The following is a 20,227-nucleotide window of genomic DNA, read 5'->3' as shown; positions in this document are numbered from 1 at the left end:
CGAATTATAATTTATTTTTCAAGCCAAATATTTCCATATGTCTCATAATATTTTCACAAGTAGCATTTACAGCAGCATCACTAAATGTAAAATAATTTGCATCTGGAACTTCTTTTGCCACTTCTTTAAAACGTTTAGCTACACTATCATAAGAAGCAGTCGCTATATTTATCTTTTTGATACCACCTGCAATACAGTTTTTAAAATCTTGTTCTGTAAGACCTGTACCACCATGTAATACAAGTGGACAACTAACTTCATCTGCAATTTCTTTTAATCTATCAATACGCAATTTTGGTGTTTCTTTATAATTACCATGAGCAGTACCAATAGCTACAGCTAAAGCATCTACTTTTGTTTCTTCTGCAAAGCATTTTGCTTCTTCTACACTAGTAAGTGCAATATCTACTGCTTTATAATCGCCTTCTGCTCCACCTACACGTCCAATTTCTGCTTCTACATCAGCACCATAGGATTTTGCCAAAGCAATTACTTCTTTTGTGCGTGCGATATTTTCTTCAAGAGGATATTTAGAACCATCAAACATTACAGATGTAAAGCCCAATTCAAGAGCTAATTTTATTGTTTCCATAGTTCCACCATGATCTAAATGTACGGCGATTGGCACAGTTGTATTTTTTGCTGCTGCCATCATGATTGGCCCTAAAATTTCTAATGGAGAATATCTAAGTCTTCCTTCTGCAATCTGAATGATAATAGGGGCTTGCATTTTTTCTGCTGCTTTTATTGCTCCCATTGCCATTTCCATATTTGAAACATTAAATGAACCAATTGCATAACTATTATCTTTTACAGAGCTCAAAAGCTCACTTAATTTAGCTAATGCCATAGTTTTTACTCCTTAATTATATATCAATTAAAACAATTTTTTGTAGATTTCAATGATTTCTTCTTTAGTTGGTTGTCTCATTGTATTTGCAGGGCTACCACTATCTAATGCATCTGTAGCCATTTTGTCTAATTGAGCTAAGAAATCATCTTTTGTAAATCCATTTTTATTTAAAATTTCTTCAACAGAAGGAATATTTAATTCTTTACAGAAACGTGTCACTTCAGCTACAAAAGCTTTAGCTGCTGTCATATCATCAGTTTCATCTGTTGCTACTTCCATAATACGTGCAATTTCAGCAAATCTTGCTGTATTTTCTTGAATAGCAAATTCCATACAAGCTGGTAATAATACTGCATTGGATACACCATGAGCAATATGGAATAATGCTCCAATTGGACGACTCATTCCATGAACAATTGTTACAGAAGAGTTATTAAATGCTATGCCAGCTTCAGTTGCACCAAGTGCCATCTGCATTCTAGCTTGTTCATTTTTACCATCAGCAAAACAAATAGGTAAATTTTTATGAATTTTTTTGATAGCAGATAATGCAAATGTATCAGAAAGTGGTTGTGCTTTTCTAGATGTATAAGCTTCTACTGCATGACAAAGAGCATCAACACCTGTTGCAGCTGTAACAGATGGAGGAGCTGTCATTGTAAATGCTGGATCAACTACTGCTAATGCTGGTAATACAGATGGACCTGCTAAAAGCATTTTTACATTATTTTCTGTATCAGCAATAATTGTAAATTGAGTAGCTTCTGAACCTGTACCTGCTGTAGTTGGAATAGCTACTAAATATGGTACGTTAACAGTTATTGATTTATGCATAAAATCACTGATTTTTTTAGCATCACTAGCTACCATTACACCAATAGCCTTAGCACTATCCATTGGGCTACCGCCGCCTAAACCAATCAAGAAATCGCATTCATTTTCTTGATAAAGTTTTACACCTTCAGCTACCATTTTATCTGTTGGTTCTCCACTAATACCATCATATACTACATATTCAATATTACATGCATCAAGAGCATTGGTAACTTTTGCAACATTACCAAATTGTACCATAAATTTATCAGTAACAATTAATGCTTTATTTCCTTTTCCTTTAATATTAGCACCTAATTCATTGATTGCACCTACACCAGATAAGATTTTTGATGGAACTAAAAACACGCCCATGTCTATTCAACTCCTTAATTATTAAAATCCAGCCATATAATCCGGATACAAAATATTAATTTTATGATTATTTTATGATTATCTTTTGATTATAAGTTAATACATTTTTGTAATTTTGTCAATAGATTTAATATATATTTTTTATATATTTGAGTAACTTATAGAATATATAACTCTTATAAAATCGATAAAATCTTTGTGTTATAAATATCTTGAAAAAAACAAATAATAATAATATAATTATAAAAAATGATTAAATTAACCAAAATTTACCCATTTGAAACCATATTTTTTGATAATATTATAATTAGGCGGTGTATAAGATGAAAGCAACTCGTTTGAATGATATTGAAAACCTCTTAGAGGAACAAAATACTTTATCTATTAACCACTTATGTGAAATCTTTAATGTATCCAAAAATACAATTCGTAGAGATATTGCTGAATTAGAAAAACGTGGTACCATCAAAAAAGTCTATGGTGGCATTATGCGAAATCAAACTAATATTCCAGAACCATTTGCTGCTCGCGAAATAAAAAATAAGACGAAAAAGAAACAGCTAGCTAAATTAGCTGCAAATCTTGTAGACGATAACGACATTATTTACATTGATTCTGGAACTACTACAATGCATATGATTCCATATTTAGCAGAAAAGAAAAATCTTACCATTTTAACAGCTAACGTTTATGTAATTAATGAAGCTTTTCATTATCCACAAATGAATATAATTGCTACTGGTGGCACTCTTTATCGCCCATCTAATGCCTTTGTTGGAGCAAGTGTTCTCCAATTTTTAGAAGGATTTAATATCTCAAAATGCTTTTTGGCTGCTACAGGTATTTCTATTGAAAATGGTGCTACAAATGCATCTCCAATGGAAGGAGATATAAAAAAATATCTTACAAGTAACAGTAAAACTAAAATTTTATTAGTAGATTCTACAAAAATAGACCAAGTTTCCTTAGTTACTTTTGCTAAATTAAAAGATATGGACTATATCATCTCCGATAATAAATTCTCCTCAAAATACAACGATTATTTCAAACATAATAATGTTCATTTAGTAACACCTTAAAAATAAAGCCCCCAGTTTTGATGTACACTCTTCTTACTGGTTTTGTTCAGTAAAGATAGTACATATCAAAACTGGAGGCTTTGTCTTTCTTACCTAAAAATAAAAACTCTTTGTTAAATATTAAAATCAATATTTAACAAAGAGTTTTTTATCAATATACATACTTTTCTAATGATGGGTTTAATTCTTCTGGTGTTGTTATCTCAGTTGTATTCATATCTGTTGTTACATCAGAAGCAACTTCGACATTTTCTTCACTACTATTATTTTCTTTATACTCATCATTATTTATATTATTATCTACATCACTAGATACTTCTACTTTTGTATTTTCAACTACATCTACATCTTTTGCTTTTGTTTGTTGTGCTGTATCTGCTACATCTGTTGTTTTATTATTTAAGCTTTTAGCTCTGTTAACAATTGCAGCATCTAAAGCTGCTAAATTTTTATTTGTTTCTCTACTGTGTTTTATTCTTTGTTCTGTAATTTTATTTAATTTAATTACATTTTGTTTATTCACTACAGTTTTATCTTGCAATTCACTAGGGTCATAGAAACTAAAGCCAAATTCAAGCCAAACTGGTGCATCGTCCCAACGATAATCATCATTGTAAAATACTGCAATCAAAGTTTTTTGCCCACGTGTAGCTGAAGCTACTAAGCAATCTCCTGCTGCATTTGTAAAACCTGTCTTTATACCATTAGCACCTTCAAAACCACTTTTTAAAAAGCGATTTGTAGTAGTTACATATTCAGTATGACCATCCATATATTTCATATTATATGCTTTTTTACTTACTATTTCTCTAAATTCAGGCTTTTTCATAGCATAACTTGCAATAATTGCCATATCATGAGCAGTAGAATAATGACCTTGAGCTGTAAGTCCATGAGGATTTAGAAAATGCGTATTTACTGCCCCTAATTCTTTTGCTTTGTCATTCATCATTTTAGCAAATGCTGGTACACTTCCCGCTACTGTTTGCGCTACAGCTACAGCTGCATCATTACCAGATACTATCATCATACCAGTTAAAGCTTCTCTTAAAGTTATTTTATCGCCTAATCTTAAACCCAAAGAAGAAGGCTCTGTATTCACTGCTTCTGGCGTTATCACTAATGGCTCGTCTAATTTGCCACTTTCTAAAGCTAAAATGGCTGTCATTATTTTTGTGGTACTAGCAGGATGCATTATTTTATCTTCATCTTTACCGTATAATACACCATTATCATCAGCATCTATCAAACAAGCTGACACTGCACTTGTATCAGGGTTAGGCAAGGTCTTTGCCAAAGCTATATTGCAAATCAATAAACATAAGCTAAAAATTATAGCTATCTTTTTTAAATACATAAAAATAAACGCTTCTCTCTTTATCTAATTTATTTACGTCTAGGATTTTGTTTAAGTGTATCAATATCATATGGAGTTTCCTGATATACATAATAGTTAAGCCAGTTATTAAATAATAAGTTAGCTACACTTCTCCATCTTACAATCGGTTCTTTTGTTGGGTCATCATCAGGATAATAATTGATAGGAATGTGCATATCCATACCAGCTTTTATATCTCTATCATATTCACTTTTCAAACTATATGGATCATATTCTGCATGACCTGTAATGAAAAATTCATTATCTTTCAAATTAGCAACAATATAAACTCCTGCATCACCTTCTGCCATAATAGTTAAATCTTTTACTTTTTCAATATCTTCTCTTTTCATACCGATATGACGAGAATGTGGTACATAGAATTCATCATCAAAACCACGGAATAATTTTTCATGTTTTACATTTAAATGATGTTTATATACACCAAATACTTTTTTAGGTTCATAATATTTTTTTATACCATAATGATGATAAAGTCCTGCAAAAGCACCCCAACAAATATGGAAAGTAGACCAAGCATGTTTTCTGCTCCAATCCATAATTTCACATACTTCTTTCCAATATGCTACTTCTTCATATTCCATACGTTCAACAGGTGCACCTGTGATGATAAAACCATCATAATATTTATCTTTTACATCTTCAAAAGTACCATAAAATTGAGATAAATACTGTATTGATGTATGTTTTGGTAAATAAGACTCTGTGTAAATAAAATCTACTTCAATCTGTAGCGGTGTATTACCTAAAAGTCTTAATAATTGCGTTTCTGTAACAGTTTTATTAGGCATTAAATTTAAAATTAAAATCTTGAGGGGACGAATATCTTGTGTATAAGCTCTTTTGGTATCCATCACGAAAATATTTTCGCTCTCTAGTATTTGTGAAGCTGGTAATGTACTTGGTATTTTTATAGGCATATTTTCTTATCCTCCCACTATTATTATAAATTTTATGTAATATCTAAAAACTTTTTGCTATGGCGTTAATTCTATCACAGCGATAAAACCTCGTCAATTAAGATTGAGTTTGACTCTTGAGCTTTTATCTATAACTTTTTTTTCATATTATATGATATAATTACTAATAACATTTATTAAGGAGACTTTTTATGCTTGAACAAAATATCACAGCTTATCTAGCAAATCTACTTAAACTAAAAACAAGTCAAATAAATGCTGCTGTAAAACTCATAGACGAAGGTAATACAATTCCTTTTATCGCACGTTATCGTAAAGAAGCAACTGGCAATATGAAAGATGAACAGCTTCGTGATTTAAACGATAAGCTTATTTATGTACGTAATTTAATTAAACGTCAAAATGAAATAAAAAATAGCATTGAAGAACAAGGAAAAATGACTCCTGAACTCTCCTTGGCTATAGATAAAGTAGAAAAACTTCAAGAACTTGAAGACATATATCTACCATATAAACAGAAAAAACGCACTCGTGCTATGATTGCTAAAGAAAAAGGTTTAGAGCCACTCGCTCAATTTATCTTAAAACAAGAAGATAGCTCTGAAAAACTTGAAGATATCGCCTTGAAATATTTAAATGACGAAGTAACGTCTAGTGATGAAGCACTCGCTGGCGCTTCTGACATCATTGCCGAAACTATTTCTGATAGTGCAGATATTCGTGCTAAACTTCGCCAACATCTCTGGCAAACTTCTTCATTGAGCATTACTAGAGATAAAGAAGCTGACAATGATGAAGCTTTTCTCATGTACGAAGATTATACAGAACCAATTAAACATCTACCATCACATCGCATTTTAGCTATCAATCGCGGTGAAAGTAAAGATATTTTAAAAGTAAAATTAATCAGTGATATAGATAAAGATATTGCTATCATCACTAAATTTATCTTAAAACAGAATAATCCATACAAAGAATTTCTTACAAATGCAATCATTGATGCCTATAAACGTCTAATCTTCCCTGCACTTGAAAGAGAAATTCGCAATCAACTTACGGAAACAGCTCAGACTCAAGCAATCCACGTATTTGCTTCCAATCTCAAACAATTGCTCTTACAAGCACCACTAGCTGGCTATACTGTAATGGGACTTGACCCTGGATATCGTACAGGTTGTAAAATGGCAATTGTCGATGCTACAGGACAAGTTTTAGACCATGGTGTATTATATATCACTATGAGTGATGACGCTAAAGCAAAATCTGCACAAAAGCTATTAGATTATATTCAAAAATATCAAGTAAATTTAATCTCTATCGGCAATGGTACTGCTTCTTATGAAACAGAAGAATTCGTAGCTAATTTAATCAATGAACATAAATTACCTGTTCATTATTTAATCACTAACGAAGCAGGCGCATCTGTTTATTCTGCTTCCAAATTAGCTATAGAAGAATTACCTGAATATGATGTAACTATTCGTGGCGCTATCTCTATCGCTCGTCGTATTCAAGACCCATTAGCGGAACTTGTAAAGATTGAACCTAAAGCTATTGGCGTCGGTCAATATCAACATGATGTCAATCAAAAAGAATTAGCTAATACTTTAGATGCTGTTATTGAAGCTGCTGTTAACCATGTAGGTGTAGAACTAAATACAGCTTCTGCTGCTCTTTTAAAACATATTGCTGGTATCAATGCTACTGTAGCTAAAAATATCATTAAATATCGTGATGAACATGGCATATTTGCTTCACGTAAAGAACTACTAAAAGTTTCTCGCCTTGGACCTACAGCTTATACTCAATGTGCAGGATTTTTGCGCATCAATGGTGCTACTTGCCCACTTGATAATACGCCTGTACATCCTGAATCATATCCTCTTGCTGAGCAAATATTAGCTGAATTAGGATTTTCCCTTGAAGATTTAGCTGATAAAAATAAATTAGATTTACTTAAAGCTAAAATCAAATTAGTAGATATAGATAAATTAGCTACTAAATTAAATGCTGGCGTTTTTACTGTTAAAGATATCTTAGATGCTCTAACAAAACCAGGTCGCGACCCACGTGAAGATTTACCAGCACCACTTACACGCCAAAATATCATCAAATTAGAAGATATCAAAGTGGGTACTATCATGCGTGGTACAGTTCGCAATATCACTGATTTCGGTGTTTTTGTTGACATTGGTATCAAGACTGCTGGTCTTATTCATATCTCTGAATTAAGCAATAAACATGTAAAACACCCATTAGATGTTGTATCTGTTGGTGATATTTTAAATGTTTTAGTCATCAGTGTAGATACTAAACGCAATCGCATTGGCTTAAGCCTTAAACAAGTAACAAAGGAGTACAATAATGTCCTTGCTTAATCAAACTATAAAAAAAATCTTACCACCAGATCAAAGAGCGATAAAATTTGTTGAAAATAAATTAGCTCAAACCATGACAAATGCAGATGGTCTTGGTGAGTTAAAAAATCTATTATTGCGCTATGTAGGTATCACAGGTCAAATTCACCCTGAAATTCCTAAAAAATTCACTATCATAACTTGTGGCGACCATGGCGTTGCTGAAATGAATGTCAGCGCTTATCCTCAAGAAACAACAGCACATATGACTAAAAATTACCTCGTTTCTAAAGGTGCTGTAGCCAATTGCATGTCTAATTTTTGTGGTTCTGATATGATAGTTGTAGATATGGGTATCAAAGCTCCTGTCGATGATATTCCTGGATTAATCGACCGCAAAATCGCTCATGGTACACAAAACTGTGCTAAAGGCCCTGCAATGACTCGTGAACAAGCAATCCGTGCTATTGAAACTGGTATAGAACTTGTAAATGAATATGCTAAACAAGGATATCGCTGTTTCTTGCCTGGAGAAATGGGTATTGCTAATACTACATCAAGTGCTGCTATGGTAGCTTGTCTTTGTAATCTAACACCTAAACAAGCAACAGGTAGAGGAACTAATATCTCTGATGAACGACTTGCCATTAAAATTGAAGTAGTAAAACAAGCTTTAAAAGTAAATAAACCTGACCCTAATGATGGTATTGATGTCATTAGTAAATTAGGTGGCTTTGAACTTGCTTGTATCACAGGCATAATATTAGGTGCTGCCGCTAATCGTTGCTTTGTCGTTTTAGATGGTTTTAATACAGGCTCAGCTGCTTTAGTCGCTCAAGCTATTTGCCCTGAAATAACAAATTATCTCATGGCATCTCATTTAGCTGCTGAACCAGCTCATAACGCTATTTTAAAGAAATTAAATCTATCTCCATACATGGACTTACAATTCCGCTTAGGTGAAGCTACAGGCTCATCTATCGCTGTTAATATCTTAGATTGTGCTATTGAAGCTTATCAATCTGTATATCAAGCAGCACTTGCTGAAACAGATAAGTTAATCCGCCCTAACATTCCTCAAGCAGATTTAAATACAAAGACCACATTATTAAAACGCACTCGCAATATTCCAGCTTTAGACGCAGATATCCAAAAACAATGTAGATTTCGCATTGATAATCTGACTAAACCTATTTATAGTTTAGGTAGATTAGAAGAAATAGCTGAACATATATCTGGTATTGTAAAAAAAGTGAAACCTACATCTGTACGCAAAAAAATCATTGTTTTAACATCTGAAAAGAGCTGTAGTATCGTACAACATCGACTCACTCAATCATTTGCTCATCATGCTAATGCAGATTATCATTTCACTGCTATTCCACAATCCAATCTCACAGAAAAGACATTATCATTCAGTCTGTTACAAGGTATAAGTTATGGCTCTAAAATTAAAAATGTTGAAGTTTTAGGCATAGCTTGCTGTGAAACTCATCCTAAAGAAATTTGTGGTACATTTAGCTTAAATATTCAACAACAATTATGTCTACCTAATGGTGATTTACGTTACGGTAAACGCGGTTTTCTTTCCTTAACACCTACAGAAGATTTACAACAAATCGCTTTTATGGCAGGTATCGCCATAGGTGCTGCTAGCAATGGCATATTGACATTATCCGATGATTTAGTATCCACTATCGCTTTAAAATACGCTTTAGTTTTAGCTCCTGCTATCAATCCTTATCTAATGTTTGTATGTCCTGATTATTTAGATTTAAATATAACTACAGGCGGTGGTTGTATCTGTAGCTTGGGCATGAAATTAATTGACGCATCTCTTCAAATGATGAAAGATATGAAGACATTTGCTGAAGCAGGCGTTGCCATAGCTACTGATGGACCTGGAGCTGGTATTCAAGTAGATAAATAAAATGTTTCACGTGAAACATTTTTAATTTTAGATTTTATAAATACAAAGAGGAGTAATAATGACACTTAGACATTTAGCTATATTTATTAAAGTTTGTGAAGAAAATGGTATTACTGCTGCTGCCAAAAAACTTCATATGACTCAACCATCTGTTAGTCAAGTTATTCAAGAATTAGAAGCACATTATCAAACACTTCTATTTGAACGTTTAGGTCGTCGTATTTTTATTACAGAGGCAGGTCGTAGATTATTACGTTATTCTCGCAATTTGATCAATCTGAACGCTCAAACAGAACAAGCTATGCGTGCATTCAATGAAGTATATCATCTTCGCATTGGTGCTAGTATCACCATCGGCAGTAATTTTCTCATTGATTTAATTCAGCATATTTCCCATAATGGTTCTGGCAAAGAAATTTTTTCAGAAATTCATAATACATCTGAGCTTGAAGAAATGCTTTTAAATGATAGCTTAGATTTAGCTTTAGTTGAAGGTGAAATCCATTCTGAATACTTGATTACTAAACCTTTTATGAATGATGAATTAGTCTTCATCATTGGACAAAATCATCCATTAGCTGATAAAGAAATCACTCTTGAAGATTTAACAAAACTAAGATTTTTCGTTCGTGAAACAGGCAGTGGAACTCGTGAATTATTTGAACAAGTAATGCACAGACATAATATTTATTATCAGACTGCTGGTATTTACAATAGCATGGAAGCTATAAAAAAAGCTGTCATCAGTGGTTTAGGTGTTTCTGTAATCTCCACTGAAGCTATCAAAGATGAATTAAAAGAAGGCAAATTAAAAACTTTTACTATGCCTGAACTTGTATTTAAACGTCAATTTAATATTGTTTATCATAAAAACAAATTCATACCACCAGAAATGCAAGAAGTAATTGATGAATGTTTACAATTATCATCAAATAAATAATCATTACTTTTTAAAATAAATTATTTCTATTATCATTGACAGATTTTATATTTATCTATTATAATAATAACGATATTAAAAGGGAGTAACTTCCTTGTGTTATTGTCAACAATCACTGTAGCAATCGCTTCTGGCAATAACGTCGATTATTTTCGATAAGTGAGACTTTTAATACGCATATAATTCATGTGTGTATTAAAAGTCTTTTTTTGTGTTCAAAAGACTTTTAATGGAAGGAACAATTTATGGAAATCTTATCTACTCAATTTTTATTAGCTTTAGGTTCTATTATCTTACTTGATTTAGTATTAGCTGGTGATAATGCTGTAGTCATTGCTATGGCTTCTCGTAAATTACCAGAAAATATGCGTAAACGTGCCATTTATATTGGTACTGCCGGTGCTGTAGTAATTCGCGCTATCATGACTTTAATTGCAACATATTTATTAACAATTCCTTTTCTACAAGCAATCGGCGGTCTTATCTTATTGCCAATAGCTTTTAAATTATTAAAACCAGAAAAACACAATCTTGAAGATACAAATTCTCTTAGTGCTTCTACTGGTTTTGCCACTGCTATCAAAACAATTATCATTGCTGATGCTGCTATGGGCATAGATAATGTATTGGCTATCGCTGGTGTTGCTCATGGTGATATGGTACTCGTATTATTAGGTTTAGCTATTAGTATTCCTATCGTTGTATGGGGTAGCCAAATCATTTCCAACTTAATGGATAGATTACCTATCCTCATCACTCTTGGCTCTGCTATCTTAGCTTATACTTCTGCTAGTATGATACTTCATGATAAAATCATTGGTAATTTCTTGTTATCTTTAACTGAATATATGAATTATATTCTACCTGTTCTCTTTATCGGAGCAATTATCGTTTATAGCCAAAAAGTAGCTAAAAAATAAAATATATCTAAAAGCTCTATTAGTTATCAAAAAATTAATAGAGCTTTTTTATTTTTACTCTAAATCACTTTGTCTATAGATAATATATATAATTTCTTATTGCTATACATAAAGGTAAATGATAAAATAATAAAGATATAAGTCTTGTGGAGGATGAAAATTGGAAAAGTTGATTATACATGGCGGTCATGAATTGCATGGTCGTGTAAAAATTAGCGGTGCAAAAAACGCTGTACTGCCTATTATTGCAGCAACTCTTCTGGCCCAGGATAAGCCATGTGTTTTAGACGAAGTACCTTATTTAAACGACGTCTGCACAATCGCTGAAGTTCTGCGTCAGCTTGGTGCTAAAGTTGATTTCAATCGTCAACAACATACATTGTTTGTTGATAGTACTGTTTTAAAAACAGTTGATGCACCATATGATTTAGTACGTAAAATGAGAGCTTCCTTTGTTATTATGGGACCTCTATTAGCACGTTATGGAAAAGCTAAAATTTCCATGCCTGGTGGCTGTGCTATTGGTACTAGACCTATCGATTTACACCTCAAAGGTTTTGAAGCTCTTGGAGCTGAAATCGAAATCGGACACGGCTTTATCAGTGCTACTGCACCAAATGGGCTAAAAGGAACTAGTATTTATCTTGATTTCCCAAGTGTCGGTGCTACAGAAAATATCATCATGGCAGCATGTATGGCTGAAGGTCAGACTATACTTGAAAATGCTGCTCAAGAACCAGAAATTATCGATTTAGCTAATTTCTTAAACATCATGGGAGCTAAAATTCGCGGTGCTGGTACAAATGTGATCAAAATTACAGGTGTGCCAAAATTAATTGGTCATAACTATACAATTATTCCTGACCGAATTGAAGCTGGAACCTATATGGTGGCTGTAGCCATGACTGGCGGAGATATCTATATAGAAAATGCTATTAGTGAACATTTAAAACCTGTTATTGCAAAATTAAATGAAGCAGGAGTTAAAATTGAAGAAGATATCGATGGTATCCGTGTTAGCTGTAACAAGCGCCCCAAAGCTATCGATATAAAAACTCTACCATATCCAGGATTTCCTACAGATATGCAAGCTCAATTTATGGCAATGCTCACTATTGCTGATGGTACAGGTCTTGTTACAGAGACTGTATTTGAAAATCGTTTTATGCATGTAGATGAATTAAAACGCATGGGAGCTTGTATTAAAGTTGATGGACGCACATCTATTGTTGAAGGTGTTCCTTCATTAAATGGTTGTCAAGTAAAAGCTACAGACTTACGTGCTGGAGCTGCCATGGTACTTGCTGGTTTAGTTGCTAATGGCGAAACTGAAGTATCTTATATTCATCACATTGATAGAGGATACGATAATCTCGTAGAAAAATTATGTGGATTAGGTGCAGACATTTGTCGTGTTGATAACTAAAAATTGTGTGTACATAAATAGCCAAGATAGTCATTATCTATCTTGGCTATTTTGGTATAACAAGGAGGTTTTACTTATGCTGTGCTCAAAAAATAGTTGTACTGGTTGTTTATCTTGTCAAAATATCTGCCCTAAAAATGCAATACAAGTAATCACCGACAAGCAAGGCTTTTGGCAACCTCAAATCGACAAAGAAAAATGTATTAATTGTGGATTGTGCCATAAATCTTGCCCTGTATACTTCAAACCACATAATGAAGAAAACTTAGCTGAAATCTATGCTTGCTGGCATAAAAATCCGCAAAAACGTCAACAAGCAGCTTCTGGAGGATTATTTAGCGCTTTAATGCTACAAGCACTATCCCAAAATTTTTATGTTTGTGGCTCAACTTTGACTGATGATTTAAAAGCCAAACACATCATCATCAATAAAATTGAAGATTATCCTTTATTAATTGGCTCTAAATATGTACAGAGTTTTATTGGAACAACATATAAGGATATCCGTAAATTATTACTTCAAGGCGAAAAAGTATTATTTTCCGGTACACCTTGCCAAGTTGCAGGTCTATATGCTTTTCTCAAAAAACGCTATGAAGGTCAATTATTCACAGTTGATTTACTTTGCCATGGTGTGCCTTCACCACAGATATTCAAAGATTATCTAAATCATTTAAAATCCACACATAATGCTAATATCATTGATTTTAAATTTCGTGAAAAACCAGGCTGGCGTCGCTATCAAGTAATCGCCAAATTTGATAACAACAAAAAAGATATTTCTTATAAAGATACTAATGAATATATCAAAGGATTTTTAAAAGGAAATTTCCTCAGGAGTTCCTGCTATAATTGTGCTTATACTAATTTAGACAGAGTGAGTGATTTAACTATTGGCGATTTTTGGAATTACTTCTCTGATAATGTAAACAGCGAAGATATTGATGATGATAAAGGCATTTCTATGTTATTAATCAATACGCAAAATGGCAAATCACTATTTACTAAAGCTAAAGAAGATTTAATCTATTTTGCTAAAGATTTTCAAAAATCTATTGAAAAAAGCCCTCGCTTGCATAAACCTACAAAAAAACCAGAAACATATGAACAATTTTGGCAAGACTATGCTCAACACGATTTCAGTTATATGTTAAAAAATTATTTTTAAATGCAAAAAAGCCGATATCATTTGATATCGGCTTAATTATCGCTAAATTATTCAGCTGTGAAAGGTAAAAGAGCGATGTTACGAGCTCTTTTAATTGCAACTGTTACTTGACGTTGGTGGCAAGCACAGTTACCGGAAATACGACGAGGTAAAATTTTACCACGTTCTGTAATGAAACGACGGAGTTTTGCTACGTCTTTATAATCGATATGTTCGATTTTATCAGCGCAGAAGCTACAAACTTTTCTTTTTGGTCTTCTGTTTCTATCGCGTTTAACCAATGTTGTTACCCTCCTTAAAATGGTATTTCTTCGTCAGGGGGTACTTCAGAACCGAAAGATGCTGCTGCTCCACCCATCATTGGAGATGAAGTCTGCATTTGTGCACCACCGAATTGCTGTGTTGGTGCTGGAGCACTTGTTGGTCTAGAACCCATAAACTCAAGTTCTTGGGCTATGACTTCAGTAACATAGCGTTTACTTCCATCTTGTGCATCATAACTGCGAATCTGAATGCGACCTTCAATCAAGACTTGACTGCCTTTTACTAAATTGTTGCCACATACTTCAGCTAATTTATCCCATACTACGATAGGAATAAAATCTGCTGTTTGTTGTTGATCAGCACTACGACTAAATCTACGGTTCACAGCTAAAGTAAAGCTTGCCACCGCTTTTCCTGTCTGCGTGTAACGTACTTCTGGGTCACGCACAAGACGCCCTGCTAATATTACCTTATTCATGGTAATTTCCTCCCTGGCAAATCTTTATAATTATTTTTCGTCTTCTCTAACGATCATATGTTTTAATACTTCATCAGTAATTTTCATTACACGATCAAGTTCTGCAGAGCAAGCTGGTTCTGCTGTGTATTCAAATAAGCAGTAGAAACCATCAGTGCAGTCTTTAATTTCATAAGCCAAACGTTTTTTGCCCCAACGATCTTCTTTGTCAATAGTACCACCATTGGCAACGATTAAGTTAGAGAACTTTTCGATAACAGCATTAGTTGCTTCTTCTTCCATTGGTCTAATAATAAATACGACTTCGTACTTTCTCACGAAATCACCTCCTCTTTGGACTATCGGCCCACAAATGGGCAGGGATTAATTCCGCTAAGCGGAACTCGTTATTAACATAACTTCTTAATTATATCATTGTCTAAATGCTAACGCAAGCTATTATTTAACTATTCTTTAACATTTTCTTTACCTCTCATCAAAGAAGCAAATAGGGCTATAATACATAAAAAACCAAATAAAATAAATATATATTTAAAACTGTGTAAAAGTATGTCTACATAATTACTTTCTATCGCTTCAGCAGTAAAAATAGATAATAGCAAAGTTACTAATGACATACTTATCGCTTGCCCTGTAAGACGCATTACTGCCAAAATCGAAGACGCCACTCCATAAAATTTTGCCTCTACAGCTCCCATAATGGCATTATTATTCGGTGAAGCGAATAAACCAAAGCCTAAACCAATAAAAGCTAAATTTATACCAATCAGATAAAATGATGTATCTTTATCCAAAAAAGAAAAAGCAAATAATCCTATCATCATCATACCCATACCTAAAGAAGCAATAAGTCTCGATGAGAATTTATCAGACAATGCTCCTGCTTTAGGAGAGACAATCGTCATAATAAATGGTTGTATCAATAAAAATCCTCCAGCTGTAAAAGCATCCATACCTCTGACTAATTGCAAATATAAAGATAATACAAAACCTAAAGCAAAAGTCGCACTATAATGAATTAAAGCGGCTATATTTGACATGGTAAACACTGTATTTTTAAAAATAGATAAATCTACAAGTGGTGAAGCAACTTTTTTCTGCTCATATATAAATAATAAAAATAAAATAAAAGCTATAAATGGCATATAATGCACAAATTCATGTCTTGTCCAATCTGATAATCCATATAAAAATAAAACTATCATCACTAGATAAATAATACTACCAATATAGTCAAATTTTTTATCTTTTGCTCCATACCAATCAGTTTTCACCTTAAAAATCAAAAAGAAATTTATCAATAAAGCTATACCAGTAAGCCAAAAAATCATTCTCCAGCCCAAATAATCTGTGATAAAACCACCAATAAAAGGCCCTAATGAAACACCTGAATATACACACGCTGCCGATAAACCTATCGTCTTGCCACGATTCTCAGCACCACAACAAGAGACCAGTAATGCCATGCTTGTACCAAAAATCATTGACATGGACAATCCCTGTAAAAATCGCACAAAGATAAAAGCTAAAAAGTTTTGCACTACTGCACAGACTAAAGTAGTAGCACAAATACAAGCCAATCCTTGTAGATATATTCTTCTGCGTCCTTTTATATCAGCTAAACGACCAAAGGGTAATAAAGCGGCTGCTGAACCAATTAAAAAAGCTGTAACAGCCCAAGTCAACTCATCTGGCATCATGTTAAAATCTTCAGCCATGGCTGGAACAGCGATATTTACTGAACTCCCCATAAATGGACCTATGAATGATGTTATCATCACTGCAATCAATATTCTTTTCTGTTCTGTCATTTTTCTCACCTACTTTTATTTCTTTTAACTTCATCTTAACATAAAAAAAGAACTGCAACCAAATGAAAAATATACAATCATTTGTTTGCAGTTCTTCTCTTTATACAACAGATTCAATAAGTCTATCTTCTGTAGAAATTCGCCATATTCTTTCAAAAGGATAAGATTGGAACATGTATCTTAAATCAATATAGCCTTCGCCTAAAATAAAAGATATACGTTTTAGGATTTTACCCTTATGTGTTTTCCTTATTTTATTAATATAATAAGCTATCTCTACATCGTCTAATTTACCATTCTGCATGTATACTTTTATACCATCGTAAAACAACATCGACACCTCCAGGACGCTGGACATATTTAGAGATATTAAGGATTTAATTTTTCTTATTGGCAATTTTACAATATCTAATAAAAAATGTCAAAATATGTAAACAAAGAAGTACTATATATAATATTTTGATTTTTTGCAAAAAAACAAGATACTACCAGAACCCTTGTAGTACCTTGTTTTCTTACTAATTATGTTTTACTTGTTATTTTAAATTCTCAGGATTTAAACAGAGTAAATCTTCCACAACAAATAAACCATCTTTGCGAATTAATTCATCATCAAGATAAATTTCTCCTCCACCATATTCAGGAGTCTGAATTAAAACTAAATCCCAGTGAACAGCTGAACGATTTGTATTATCTGCATCTTCATAAGCACAACCTGGAGTGAAATGTAAACTACCACTTATTTTTTCGTCAAATAAAATGTCTTTCATAGGGAAAGTTACATATGGATTTAGACCAAAGGAGAATTCCCCTATATATCTTGCACCTTCATCAGTATCCAAAATTTTATTTAAAGCCTCTGTATGATTTGCTGTAGCTTTTACTATCTTACCATTTTCAAAAGTAAAAGATACATTTTCAAAAGTAGTACCTTGATAAATTGATGGTGTATTATATGTGATTGTTCCGTTTACACTGTCTTTAATTGGAGCTGTATAAACTTCACCATCTGGAATATTGCAATCACCTGCACATTTAACAGCTGGCATATTTTTGATAGAAAAAGTTATATCTGTTCCTTTGCCTTTAATTCTTACTTTATCAGCATTTTCCATGCGTTTAACTAGGCTATCCATGGCTTTACCCATTTTAGCATAATCTAAATTGCAAACATTGTAATAAAAATCAGTAAAAGCATCTGTACTCATATTTGCAAGCTGTGCCATAGAACCATTTGGATAACGAAGAACACACCATTTTGTTTTTGGCACGCGTATATCACTATGCACTGGCTTCATCCAATATTTAGAATAAATTTCCATTTTATCTGCTGGCACATCACTCAATTGACTTACATTTTCACTGCCACGAATAGCAATATATGCGTCCATGTTTTTCATACGAAGTGATTCATATTCTGCACAAAGCTTCATTTGCTCTGTTGTAGCATTTAATAATAATTCACGTTGCATTTTCAAATTTTTTATAGTCAAAAACGGTATACCGCCTACTTTATAAGCTTCTTGTATCAAAGCTTGTGCAAGCTCCATACCTTCATCAATCAATTCAATTAAAAGTTTTTCACCTTTTTGTAAACGCACAGAATAATTTATGAGATTATGTGCTAATTGTAAGTTTCTACTATCCATTTTTTCAACCTACTTTCTGTAATTTTTATTATTTATTTATTTTATCATAAATTATTTAAAAAAAACTATTGACAATTTTGCAATATAAGATTATATTAATCTACAATGAGTTTTGTAAATTTGTAAATATAAAATAAAGTATAAATCTAGAGATAGGAACAAGTAATTTTTCCTTAAAGCTTACAGAGAGCCACTATTTTGCTGAAAAGTGGTAGCCAAAAGAAAAACGAAAATCATCCTTGAAGATTTTAGCTGAAATCCAGTAAGCTAAAACGTTTGTTCTACGTTATAAGAAACGCGTATTATGATGTACGTTGAGAGCTGTTGTCTATAATTAAGACAAAATCAGGGTGGTACCGCGGAAATATAACCTCCGTCCCTTTATGGGGCGGAGGTTTTTTGTATTTATACTTAGTTTTACACAAAATATTTTATTAGGAGGTTTTAACAATGGAACAAATCAATTTTGCAAGTTTAAAAAGAAAGCGTGATTTACATATTATTTTACCTGTATTCTTAGTTTCAATCATCGCTTGTATCGACCGTGTAAATATAGCTTATGCAGCTTTGACTATGACTGAAGATTTACCATGGCTTACACCTGAAATCTTTGGAGCTGGTGCTGGTATCTTCTTCATGGGTTACTTACTTTTAGAAATTCCTGGTTCTCTTATCGCTGCTAAATATTCTGCTAGTAAATGGATTGCCCGTATCATGTTTACATGGGGTCTCGTTTGCGTTCTCATGGCTTTCATGTCTACTCAAACTGAATTTTATATCTATCGTTTCTTACTTGGTGCATCTGAAGCAAGTCTTTATCCTGTTATTTATTCTGTATTATTCCCTCGTTGGTTCACACCAAAAGAAAGAGCTCGTGCTACTTCCTTAATGCTTACTTCGCTATTATTATCTACTATTATCGGTGCTCCTTTAGCTGGTGTTTTATTAAATACTTCTATTTTAGGTATGCATGGTTGGCAAGAATTATTCATCTTAGAAGCTGTTCCTGCTCTCCTCTTTGCTGTAGTATTCTTCTTCTGGGTTAAAGATAGACCAGATCAAGTATCTTGGCTCAATGATGCTGAGAAAAAATATTTAACAGAAGCTTTTGAAGCTGAACAAGCGCGTTTACAAAAAGTAAAAAAATATACTGTTATGCAAGCTTTTACTGATAAAAAAGTTTTAAAACTTTGCTTTATCTACTTCATGTGGGTAATTGGTTTCTGGGGCTTCAACTTCTGGATGCCAACTGTATTAAAAAGCCTTTCTGGTTGGTCAACTTCTCTATTAGGTGGCGCTATCGCTATCCCTATGACTGTAGCTTTAATCGTACAAATAATAGCAGGTTATACATCTACTAAAACAGGTGATAAAGTTTGGCATGTAGCTATTGCCATGTTCATCGGCGCTATTGGTCTTGGACTTAGCCCATTTGCTAGTAATCCTTCTGTAGCATTATTTTTAATCTGCTTATCCGCTATCGGTATCTATGCTTCTATGGGCGTATGGTGGACAGTTCCTACTACATTCTTAACAGGCCCTGCAGCTGCTGGTGCTATCGGTCTTATCAATTCCTGTGGTAATCTTGGTGGTTGGGTTGGCCCTTATATGATGGGCTTCATCAAAACAGAAACAGGTTCTTTTGACCTTGGATATTTTGCTATGGCATTATTTATGTTAATCGCAGGTATAACAACTCTCACAATCAAATATGGTTGGACAGGTCAAAAAAATCGCCAACCAGTAACTGAAAACACAACTACAGATACTGTTGCAAATTAAATAATTCAAATAAAAAACGTATTATCTTTTATGGATAATACGTTTTTTTATGATAAAAATTAA

At 33.1% G+C, this 20,227-nt stretch carries 18 protein-coding genes and 1 other annotated feature; of the genes, 8 read left to right on the top strand and 10 right to left on the bottom strand.

Annotation, left to right across the window (positions count from 1 at the left end):
- Window positions 1–4 precede the first annotated feature (4 nt).
- Entirely contained in the window at window positions 5–850 is an 846-nt protein-coding gene (locus AC5LAX_RS04170; RefSeq protein WP_015561998.1) for a class II fructose-bisphosphate aldolase, read from the bottom strand.
- Window positions 851–877: 27 nt separating this feature from the next.
- Window positions 878–2,041 (bottom strand): iron-containing alcohol dehydrogenase, encoded by a 1,164-nt coding sequence (locus AC5LAX_RS04165; protein WP_008539194.1) that lies wholly within the window; start codon window positions 2,039–2,041, stop codon window positions 878–880.
- Window positions 2,042–2,364: 323 nt separating this feature from the next.
- Between AC5LAX_RS04165 and AC5LAX_RS04160 the strand changes: the two genes are divergently transcribed.
- Window positions 2,365–3,120, top strand: coding sequence for a DeoR/GlpR family DNA-binding transcription regulator (locus tag AC5LAX_RS04160; protein WP_008539195.1), 756 nt, complete (start codon window positions 2,365–2,367; stop codon window positions 3,118–3,120).
- A gap of 151 nt (window positions 3,121–3,271) precedes the next feature.
- Here AC5LAX_RS04160 and AC5LAX_RS04155 read toward each other — a convergent pair whose 3' ends face one another.
- Together AC5LAX_RS04155 and metA are read right to left on the bottom strand one after the other, a co-directional pair.
- Window positions 3,272–4,477, bottom strand: coding sequence for a D-alanyl-D-alanine carboxypeptidase family protein (locus AC5LAX_RS04155; protein WP_288909113.1), 1,206 nt, complete (start codon window positions 4,475–4,477; stop codon window positions 3,272–3,274).
- 29 nt (window positions 4,478–4,506) lie between these two features.
- Window positions 4,507–5,439: a homoserine O-acetyltransferase MetA gene (gene metA / locus AC5LAX_RS04150; protein WP_117976178.1), complete on the bottom strand. Its 933-nt coding sequence runs from the start codon at window positions 5,437–5,439 to the stop codon at window positions 4,507–4,509.
- A 191-nt stretch (window positions 5,440–5,630) separates the two neighbouring features.
- On the opposite strand from metA, the gene AC5LAX_RS04145 reads away from it, so the two are divergent.
- The 6 genes from AC5LAX_RS04145 (at window position 5,631) to AC5LAX_RS04120 (ending at window position 14,180) form a co-directional block, all read left to right on the top strand.
- A complete protein-coding gene (locus AC5LAX_RS04145) occupies window positions 5,631–7,817 on the top strand; it encodes a Tex family protein (protein WP_288909112.1) in 2,187 nt (728 codons plus the stop codon).
- Complete coding sequence (gene cobT, locus AC5LAX_RS04140; protein WP_193525749.1) at window positions 7,804–9,726, top strand: nicotinate-nucleotide--dimethylbenzimidazole phosphoribosyltransferase; 1,923 nt, start codon at window positions 7,804–7,806, stop codon at window positions 9,724–9,726. Before AC5LAX_RS04145 ends, cobT begins: the two co-directional genes overlap by 14 nt.
- A gap of 58 nt (window positions 9,727–9,784) precedes the next feature.
- Window positions 9,785–10,666, top strand: coding sequence for a LysR family transcriptional regulator (locus AC5LAX_RS04135; RefSeq protein ID WP_008539202.1), 882 nt, complete (start codon window positions 9,785–9,787; stop codon window positions 10,664–10,666).
- A gap of 245 nt (window positions 10,667–10,911) precedes the next feature.
- Window positions 10,912–11,586 (top strand): TerC family protein, encoded by a 675-nt coding sequence (locus tag AC5LAX_RS04130; protein WP_018999298.1) that lies wholly within the window; start codon window positions 10,912–10,914, stop codon window positions 11,584–11,586.
- A gap of 160 nt (window positions 11,587–11,746) precedes the next feature.
- Window positions 11,747–13,012 carry a UDP-N-acetylglucosamine 1-carboxyvinyltransferase gene (murA, locus tag AC5LAX_RS04125; RefSeq protein ID WP_008539204.1) on the top strand — a complete coding sequence of 422 codons (1,266 nt, stop codon included), beginning with the start codon at window positions 11,747–11,749 and terminating at the stop codon, window positions 13,010–13,012.
- Window positions 13,013–13,088: 76 nt separating this feature from the next.
- Complete coding sequence (locus tag AC5LAX_RS04120) at window positions 13,089–14,180, top strand: Coenzyme F420 hydrogenase/dehydrogenase, beta subunit C-terminal domain (RefSeq protein WP_288909110.1); 1,092 nt, start codon at window positions 13,089–13,091, stop codon at window positions 14,178–14,180.
- Window positions 14,181–14,227: 47 nt separating this feature from the next.
- Here the strand turns inward: AC5LAX_RS04120 and rpsR are convergent, their stop codons facing one another.
- From rpsR to AC5LAX_RS04090, 6 genes are all read right to left on the bottom strand, one after another.
- Window positions 14,228–14,461 (bottom strand): 30S ribosomal protein S18, encoded by a 234-nt coding sequence (gene rpsR / locus AC5LAX_RS04115; protein ID WP_008539206.1) that lies wholly within the window; start codon window positions 14,459–14,461, stop codon window positions 14,228–14,230.
- A gap of 14 nt (window positions 14,462–14,475) precedes the next feature.
- Window positions 14,476–14,922 carry a single-stranded DNA-binding protein gene (locus tag AC5LAX_RS04110; protein ID WP_018999300.1) on the bottom strand — a complete coding sequence of 149 codons (447 nt, stop codon included), beginning with the start codon at window positions 14,920–14,922 and terminating at the stop codon, window positions 14,476–14,478.
- Window positions 14,923–14,952: 30 nt separating this feature from the next.
- Window positions 14,953–15,240 carry a 30S ribosomal protein S6 gene (rpsF, locus tag AC5LAX_RS04105; protein ID WP_008539208.1) on the bottom strand — a complete coding sequence of 96 codons (288 nt, stop codon included), beginning with the start codon at window positions 15,238–15,240 and terminating at the stop codon, window positions 14,953–14,955.
- Window positions 15,241–15,368: 128 nt separating this feature from the next.
- Window positions 15,369–16,733 carry an MFS transporter gene (locus AC5LAX_RS04100; protein WP_115150773.1) on the bottom strand — a complete coding sequence of 455 codons (1,365 nt, stop codon included), beginning with the start codon at window positions 16,731–16,733 and terminating at the stop codon, window positions 15,369–15,371.
- A gap of 100 nt (window positions 16,734–16,833) precedes the next feature.
- Window positions 16,834–17,067: a hypothetical protein gene (locus AC5LAX_RS04095; protein WP_018999302.1), complete on the bottom strand. Its 234-nt coding sequence runs from the start codon at window positions 17,065–17,067 to the stop codon at window positions 16,834–16,836.
- 202 nt (window positions 17,068–17,269) lie between these two features.
- A complete protein-coding gene (locus tag AC5LAX_RS04090) occupies window positions 17,270–18,382 on the bottom strand; it encodes an aminopeptidase (RefSeq protein ID WP_270520876.1) in 1,113 nt (370 codons plus the stop codon).
- Window positions 18,383–18,522: 140 nt separating this feature from the next.
- Window positions 18,523–18,766 (top strand) — a binding site (T-box leader).
- Between the two features lie 66 nt (window positions 18,767–18,832).
- Between AC5LAX_RS04090 and AC5LAX_RS04085 the strand changes: the two genes are divergently transcribed.
- Window positions 18,833–20,164 (top strand): MFS transporter, encoded by a 1,332-nt coding sequence (locus AC5LAX_RS04085; protein WP_018999304.1) that lies wholly within the window; start codon window positions 18,833–18,835, stop codon window positions 20,162–20,164.
- Window positions 20,165–20,227 lie beyond the last annotated feature (63 nt).

Source organism: Megamonas sp. (genome assembly GCF_986095205.1).
The sequence above is the reverse complement of the archived record's forward strand: the minus strand, read 5'-3'. Positions and strand labels throughout refer to the sequence as shown.

Excerpts from the sequence above, each read along its gene's own strand:
- AC5LAX_RS04170 (WP_015561998.1), bottom strand. The coding sequence starts at position 850 with ATGGCATTAGCTAAATTAAGTGAGCTTTTGAGCTCTGTAAAAGATAAT.
- AC5LAX_RS04165 (WP_008539194.1), bottom strand. The coding sequence starts at position 2,041 with ATGGGCGTGTTTTTAGTTCCATCAAAAATCTTATCTGGTGTAGGTGCA.
- AC5LAX_RS04160 (WP_008539195.1), top strand. The coding sequence starts at position 2,365 with ATGAAAGCAACTCGTTTGAATGATATTGAAAACCTCTTAGAGGAACAA.
- AC5LAX_RS04155 (WP_288909113.1), bottom strand. The coding sequence starts at position 4,477 with ATGTATTTAAAAAAGATAGCTATAATTTTTAGCTTATGTTTATTGATT.
- metA (WP_117976178.1), bottom strand. The coding sequence starts at position 5,439 with ATGCCTATAAAAATACCAAGTACATTACCAGCTTCACAAATACTAGAG.
- AC5LAX_RS04145 (WP_288909112.1), top strand. The coding sequence starts at position 5,631 with ATGCTTGAACAAAATATCACAGCTTATCTAGCAAATCTACTTAAACTA.
- cobT (WP_193525749.1), top strand. The coding sequence starts at position 7,804 with ATGTCCTTGCTTAATCAAACTATAAAAAAAATCTTACCACCAGATCAA.
- AC5LAX_RS04135 (WP_008539202.1), top strand. The coding sequence starts at position 9,785 with ATGACACTTAGACATTTAGCTATATTTATTAAAGTTTGTGAAGAAAAT.
- AC5LAX_RS04130 (WP_018999298.1), top strand. The coding sequence starts at position 10,912 with ATGGAAATCTTATCTACTCAATTTTTATTAGCTTTAGGTTCTATTATC.
- AC5LAX_RS04120 (WP_288909110.1), top strand. The coding sequence starts at position 13,089 with ATGCTGTGCTCAAAAAATAGTTGTACTGGTTGTTTATCTTGTCAAAAT.
- AC5LAX_RS04110 (WP_018999300.1), bottom strand. The coding sequence starts at position 14,922 with ATGAATAAGGTAATATTAGCAGGGCGTCTTGTGCGTGACCCAGAAGTA.
- AC5LAX_RS04100 (WP_115150773.1), bottom strand. The coding sequence starts at position 16,733 with ATGACAGAACAGAAAAGAATATTGATTGCAGTGATGATAACATCATTC.
- AC5LAX_RS04095 (WP_018999302.1), bottom strand. The coding sequence starts at position 17,067 with ATGTTGTTTTACGATGGTATAAAAGTATACATGCAGAATGGTAAATTA.
- AC5LAX_RS04090 (WP_270520876.1), bottom strand. The coding sequence starts at position 18,382 with ATGGATAGTAGAAACTTACAATTAGCACATAATCTCATAAATTATTCT.
- AC5LAX_RS04085 (WP_018999304.1), top strand. The coding sequence starts at position 18,833 with ATGGAACAAATCAATTTTGCAAGTTTAAAAAGAAAGCGTGATTTACAT.